Raw genomic sequence first — 6834 nt, 5'->3', positions numbered from 1 at the left:
GAGTGGTGGGGCAAGAGCGTTTTGCTTACTTTTGCGCTTTTCAAAAGTGAGCCGCTGTAAAAGCGGAACCAATAGCGGCCATAACCGCAGCAACGGATATGCCCCCAACCTGAAAACCTACTTCTTTTTCTTCGGAACCCGCACCAACCGCGTATCCGAATAAATGTCATGCCAGCCACGTTTCTGCTTGTCGAACAACGACCAGATAAACCCAAGCCCCAGGCACAACCACGAAGCAATCGACACCACAAACCGCAACAACGCCTGCCACAGACTAATCCGCGACCCATCAGCGTTCTGCACCCGCACCCCCCAAACCTGCATCCCCAGGGTCTGCCCCGAGTGCGTCCAGAACTTGGCAAAAAACCCAAACAACACAAAAAACAAAATCGTCGACAACAGCGGATCACCATCCAGCGCGCCAGACTCAGACAGCGCCCGCAGCTTGGCCTCCCCGACAAACCCCATCCACACCAGCTTGTAGATAAAGGCCGTGACGATCAGCAGGGCGGTGCACAACAGGAAGTCATAGAACATCGCTGCCAGACGACGGCCCAGGCCTACGGCGGGAAACTCGCCTTGGGGGCTCAGCAGGTGTTTCGACATGGCATGGCTCTCGGCAGGAAAAAAGCCATTTTACGGAAGAACGCCCATAAAAAAGCCCCTGATGTCATATCAGGGGCTTTTTGTCGCAGCAAGGATCAGCCTTCTGCTTGTACTTCGTCGGCTTGCATGCCTTTCTGGCCTTGCACCGCGATGAAGGTCACTTTCTGGCCTTCTTTCAGGCTTTTGAAGCCGTTGCCCTGAATAGCGCGGAAGTGGACGAACAGATCCGGACCGCTTTCTGGAGTGATAAAACCAAACCCTTTTTCGTCGTTAAACCACTTGACGGTACCGCTCTGACGATCAGCCATTTTCTTATTTCCTTGACGCAAAAAATTAATGACAGCCCCTTTCACATGAAAGAGTACTGGGCTGGGTTGCAGGAAAGTAAGAGACGTCGAACGGGTTGTAGCAAACTTTGGCTACTGCCCAGGTCCAGGTTCAAAGCGACCCATGCAAACACAGTGGGCAAACTCTACGCCAACTAATACAGAAAAAACAAGCCCCGGCAAAACCCCAGGTTTTGCTCGGCCTCGTTACACTTCTGCCCACAATGTGGAACGCGTTTATTCGATAGAATTCGTCACTTGTTATAGGTGACTGAACATAACATTGACTATCGTCAATGCACTTTAATGTGGCGGTTGCGTTACAGATTAGTGCACGTTAACGCAACCGCGTTACTTATAGGAACAGTCAATCAACCACGGTAGTAACGTTGTGGCACGAATGGCATTTTACTTACACGTAGTGGCACCTTTTTCCCACGTACCAACGCAGATACTTCGGTATCCAGTGCGATGAAAGCGCTGTCCAGATAACCCATGGCCAGCGGGCCGCCCAGGCTCGGGCCAAAACCGCCGCTGCAGACGCTGCCGATCACGGTGCCGTGTTCGTCGACAATTTCTGCGCCTTCACGGACCGGCGTGCGTTCCTGTGGCAACAGGCCTACGCGTTTGCGGCTGACGCCGGTTTGTTGCTGGGTGAAGATCGCATCGGCGCCCGGGAAGCCACCGGCGCGTGCGCCATCAGCACGACGGGCCTTGGAAATTGCCCACAACAGGCTGGCTTCAATCGGCGTGGTCTCGGTGTTCATGTCATGGCCATAGAGGCACAGGCCGGCTTCCAGGCGCAGGGAGTCGCGGGCGCCCAGGCCGATGGCCTGTACTTCGGTTTCGGCCAGCAGGCTGCGGGCCAGGGCCTCGGCGTTCGCGGCCGGTACCGAGATTTCGAAGCCGTCTTCGCCGGTGTAGCCCGAGCGGCTGACGTAACAATCCACGCCCAGCAGGCGGGTCGGTGCGAATTGCATGAAGGTCATGTGCTTGACCTCCGGCGCCAGGCGCGCCAGCACGCTGACGGCAGCCGGGCCTTGCAGGGCCAGCAGGGCGCGTTCCTCGAACAGTGGCTCGATGGTGCACTGGTCACCGATGTGCTGGCGCAGGTGGGCCAGGTCCTGGTCCTTGCAGGCGGCGTTGACCACCAGGAACAGTTCGTCGTTACCCAGGTTGGCGACCATCAGGTCATCGAGGATGCCGCCTTGCTCGTTGGTGAACATCGCATAACGCTGCATGCCCACCGGCAGGTCGATGATGTCCACCGGCACCAGGGTTTCCAGGGCCTTGGCGGCACCGGCGCCGGTCAGGCGGATCTGGCCCATGTGCGACACATCGAACAACCCGGCTTGTTCACGGGTGTGCAGGTGTTCTTTCATCACGCCCAGCGGGTATTGCACCGGCATGTCGTAGCCGGCGAAGGGCACCATGCGCGCGCCCAGTTCGATGTGCAGGGCGTGCAACGGGGTTTTCAACAGGGTTTCGGTGGACATATTCAGCTCCTGAAAAACGTGCGGACGCGCTTATAGGCGTCAGCACTCGATAATGTTGACCGCCAAACCGCCACGGGCGGTTTCCTTGTATTTGCTTTTCATGTCGGCGCCGGTCTGGCGCATGGTGCGGATGACCTTGTCGAGGGACACGAAGTGTTGCCCGTCGCCGCGCAGGGCCATGCGCACCGCATTGATGGCCTTGACCGAACCCATGGCGTTGCGCTCGATGCAGGGCACCTGCACCAAGCCGCCGATGGGGTCGCAGGTCAGGCCGAGGTTGTGTTCCATGCCGATCTCGGCGGCGTTTTCTACCTGGGAAACCGTACCGCCCAACACTTCACACAGGGCGCCGGCGGCCATGGAGCAGGCCACGCCGACTTCCCCCTGGCAGCCGACTTCGGCGCCGGAGATCGAGGCGTTTTCCTTGTACAGAATACCGATGGCCGCGGCGGTGAGCAGGAAGCGCACCACCCCGTCTTCGCTGGCCCCCGGGATAAAGCGCATGTAGTAGTGCAACACCGCCGGCACAATCCCGGCCGCACCGTTGGTGGGCGCCGTCACCACGCGCCCGCCATTGGCGTTTTCTTCGTTGACCGCCAGGGCGTACAGGTTGACCCAGTCCAGCACCGACAGCGGGTCGCGCAGCGCCGATTCCGGGTGCTTGCACAGTTGGCGATGCAACGCGGCGGCGCGGCGCTTGACCTTCAGCCCTCCCGGCAAAATCCCTTCGTTGCGACAGCCCGCGTCCACGCAGTCCTGCATCACCTGCCAGATCTTCAGCAGGCGGGAGCGGGTTTCCGCTTCCGGGCGCCAGGCGCTTTCATTGGTCAGCATCACCTGGCTGATGGACAGCCCATAGGTGGCGCAATGGCCGAGCAAGTCCTTGGCACTTTTGAACGGGAACGTCAGGGGCGTGGCGTCTTCGACAATCCGGTCGTGGCCGGCGGCGTCTTCATCCACCACAAACCCGCCGCCCACCGAGTAGTACTCGCGGCTGCGAATCTGCAAGCCGGCGGCGTCGAAGGCGCGGAAGATCATGCCGTTGGGATGATAGGGCAGGGGTTTGCGAATCATCGCCAGGTGTTCTTTCTCGTTGAACGCAATGCTGTGTTCGCCGAGCAGGTTCAAGCGTGCGTTGCCGCGAATTTCCAACAGGCGGGCGGCAACGGTTTCGGTGTTCACGGTATCCGGGTGCTCGCCTTCCAGGCCCAACAATACGGCCTTGTCACTGCCGTGGCCTTTGCCGGTGGCGCCGAGTGAGCCGTAGAGCTCCACCTTGACGCAGGTGGTGGCGCCCAGCAGGTTGTCGCGCTTCAGTCCCTCGACGAATCGAGCGGCAGCGCGCATCGGGCCGACGGTGTGAGAGCTGGAGGGGCCGATGCCAATCTTGAACAGGTCGAACACGCTTAAAGACATGGTTGTTCTCCGGTTTCTTATTATTGAACGGATGTACGCGGTCCAATGTGGGAGCGGGCTTGCTCGCGAAAGCGGTGGGTCAGTCACCAGATGTATCAACTGACACTCCGCATTCGCGAGCAAGCCCGCTCCCACATCAGGTTACGCGTAGCTCTCGATCGACGGGCACGCGCACACCAGGTTGCGATCGCCAAACACGTTGTCGACCCGGCCAACCGGCGGCCAGTACTTGGCTTCGATCAACGACGCCACCGGGTACACCGCTTGTTCACGGCTGTATGGGTGGCTCCATTCACCAACCAGTTCCGCGGCAGTGTGTGGCGCGTTTTTCAGCGGGTTGTCGTCCTTGTCCAGCGAGCCATTTTCCACCGCGCGGATTTCTTCGCGGATGGCGATCATCGCGTCGCAGAAGCGGTCCAGTTCTTCCCGGGATTCGCTTTCGGTCGGCTCGATCATCAGGGTGCCAGCCACCGGGAACGACATGGTCGGCGCATGGAAACCAAAGTCGATCAGACGCTTGGCCACGTCATCCACGCTGATGCCGCTGCTGTCTTTCAACGGGCGCAGGTCGAGGATGCATTCGTGGGCCACCAGGCCATTGCTGCCGGTGTACAGCACCGGGTAGTGCTCTTCCAGGCGGCGGGAAATGTAGTTGGCATTCAAAATCGCCAACTGCGAAGCGCGCTTGAGGCCTGCGCCGCCCATCATGCTGATGTACATCCAGGTGATCGGCAGGATGCTCGCGCTGCCGAACGGTGCGGCGCAGACCGCGCCTTCCTTGCGTTCCATCGCGGCATGGCCGGGCAGGAACGGCGTCAGGTGGGATTTGACGCCAATCGGGCCGACGCCCGGGCCGCCACCACCGTGGGGAATGCAGAAGGTCTTGTGCAGGTTCAAGTGGGACACATCGCCGCCGAACTTGCCCGGGGCGCAGAGGCCGACCATCGCGTTCATGTTGGCGCCGTCGATGTACACCTGGCCGCCGTTGTCGTGAATGATCCCGCAGATTTCGCGGATGCCTTCTTCGAACACGCCGTGGGTGGACGGGTAGGTGATCATCAGCGCAGCGAGGTGCTCGCGGTGCTCGATAGCCTTGGCACGCAGGTCTTCGATGTCGACGTTACCGCGTGCATCGCAGGCGGTGACCACGACGCGCATGCCGGCCATGTTGGCGGTGGCCGGGTTGGTGCCGTGGGCCGACGACGGGATCAGGCAGATATCGCGGCGTTCTTCGCCACGGCTCTGGTGATAGGCACGGATGGCCAGCAGGCCGGCGTATTCGCCCTGGGAACCGGCGTTCGGTTGCAGGGAAATCGCGTCATAACCGGTGGCCGCGCAGAGCATGGCTTCCAGTTCGGTCGTCAGTTGCTGGTAGCCGGCGCTTTGCGAGGCCGGGGCGAACGGGTGCAGGGCACCGAACTCGGCCCAGGTCACCGGGATCATTTCGCTGGCGGCGTTGAGCTTCATGGTGCACGAGCCCAGCGGGATCATGGTGCGATCCAGGGCCAGGTCCTTGTCGGCCAGTTTGCGCAGGTAGCGCATCAGCTCGGTTTCGGAGTGGTAACGGTTGAACACCGGGTGGCTGAGGATCTGCGACTGGCGCAGCAGCGCGGCCGGCAGGGTGCTTTCAACGCTGGCAGCCAATGCGGCGAAGTCCGGCAGGGCTTTACCGCCGGCGAACACGCTCCACAGGGTTTCGATGTCGGCTTGGGAGGTGGTTTCGTCCACCGACAGGCCAACGCGTTCGCTGTCGACCACACGCAGGTTGATGCGCTGGGCGCGAGCCTTGTCGTGCAGGGCAGCAGTTTGCGCGCCGGTCTTGATGGTCAGGGTATCGAAGAAGTGGGCTTGTTCAACCGCCAGGCCCAATGCGCCCAAGCCTTTGGCGAAGATCGCGGTCAGGTGGTGAATGCGGTTGGCGATCTGGGTCAGGCCTTTCGGGCCGTGGTACACGGCATACATGCTGGCGATGTTGGCGAGCAATACCTGAGCGGTGCAGATGTTGCTGGTGGCCTTCTCGCGGCGGATATGTTGCTCGCGGGTCTGCATGGCCAGGCGCAGGGCCGGCTTGCCGAAACGGTCCACGGAGACGCCGACCAGACGGCCCGGCATGTCGCGCTTGAACGCATCCTTGGTGGAGAAGTACGCCGCATGCGGGCCACCGAAGCCCAGCGGCACGCCGAAGCGTTGCGCGCTGCCGATGGCCACGTCGGCGCCGAACTCACCCGGCGGGGTCAGCAGGGTCAGGGCCAGCAGGTCGGCGGCCACGGCCACCAGTGCGTTGGCGGCGTGGAAGCGCTCGGTCAGCTCGCGGTAGTCGAACACGTCACCATTGCTCGCCGGGTATTGCAGCAGGGCGCCGAAGAAGGCACTGACGTCGGTCAGTTCACGCTCGTCGCCCACCACCACGTCGATGCCCAGCGGCTCGGCACGGGTGCGCAATACGTCGAGGGTTTGCGGGTGGCTGTGCACGGAGGCGAAGAACGCGTTGCTGCCTTTGTTCTTGCTCAGGCGTTTGCAGAAGGTCATGGCTTCGGCAGCGGCGGTGGCTTCGTCCAACAGCGAGGCGTTGGCGATCGGCAGGCCGGTGAGGTCGCTGATCAGCGTCTGGAAGTTCAGCAGCGACTCCAGGCGGCCCTGGGAAATCTCCGGCTGATACGGAGTGTAGGCGGTGTACCAGGCCGGGTTTTCCAGCAGGTTGCGCAGGATCGGCGACGGTGTATGGCAGTTGTAGTAGCCCTGGCCGATGTAGGTCTTGAACAGCTCGTTCTTGGCGGCGATCGCCTTGATCGAAGCCAGTGCGTCGGCTTCGCTCAAGCCATCGCTCAGGCCCAGCACAGCGGTGCCCTTGATGCTTTCCGGGATCACGCTGGCGCTCAGGGCTTCCAGGGAATCAAAGCCCAGGGTGGCGAGCATGTGTTGCTCGTCGTCCTGGCGCGGGCCGATGTGGCGGGCGATGAATTCGTTGGCGGTGGTCAGATTAGTCATGG

At 61.4% G+C, this 6834-nt stretch carries 5 protein-coding genes; all 5 read right to left on the bottom strand.

Going from position 1 to position 6834, the window contains the following annotated elements; all coding sequences use genetic code 11:
• Window positions 1-117 precede the first annotated feature (117 nt).
• Window positions 118-606: an RDD family protein gene (locus tag HX821_RS25805; RefSeq protein WP_003220044.1), complete on the bottom strand. Its 489-nt coding sequence runs from the start codon at window positions 604-606 to the stop codon at window positions 118-120.
• Between the two features lie 95 nt (window positions 607-701).
• Complete coding sequence (locus tag HX821_RS25800; RefSeq protein ID WP_003220045.1) at window positions 702-914, bottom strand: cold-shock protein; 213 nt, start codon at window positions 912-914, stop codon at window positions 702-704.
• A gap of 389 nt (window positions 915-1303) precedes the next feature.
• Window positions 1304-2428: a glycine cleavage system aminomethyltransferase GcvT gene (gene gcvT, locus HX821_RS25795; protein ID WP_003220046.1), complete on the bottom strand. Its 1125-nt coding sequence runs from the start codon at window positions 2426-2428 to the stop codon at window positions 1304-1306.
• A gap of 39 nt (window positions 2429-2467) precedes the next feature.
• Window positions 2468-3844, bottom strand: coding sequence for an L-serine ammonia-lyase (locus tag HX821_RS25790; RefSeq protein ID WP_177036762.1), 1377 nt, complete (start codon window positions 3842-3844; stop codon window positions 2468-2470).
• A 141-nt stretch (window positions 3845-3985) separates the two neighbouring features.
• Window positions 3986-6832, bottom strand: coding sequence for an aminomethyl-transferring glycine dehydrogenase (gcvP, locus tag HX821_RS25785; RefSeq protein WP_177036760.1), 2847 nt, complete (start codon window positions 6830-6832; stop codon window positions 3986-3988).
• Window positions 6833-6834: the final 2 nt, after the last annotated feature.

The organism is Pseudomonas sp. B6001, assembly GCF_013386015.1.
Lineage (GTDB): Bacteria > Pseudomonadota > Gammaproteobacteria > Pseudomonadales > Pseudomonadaceae > Aquipseudomonas.
Note: the sequence above shows the minus strand (reverse complement) of the source record. Positions and strands in the feature narration are given on the sequence as shown.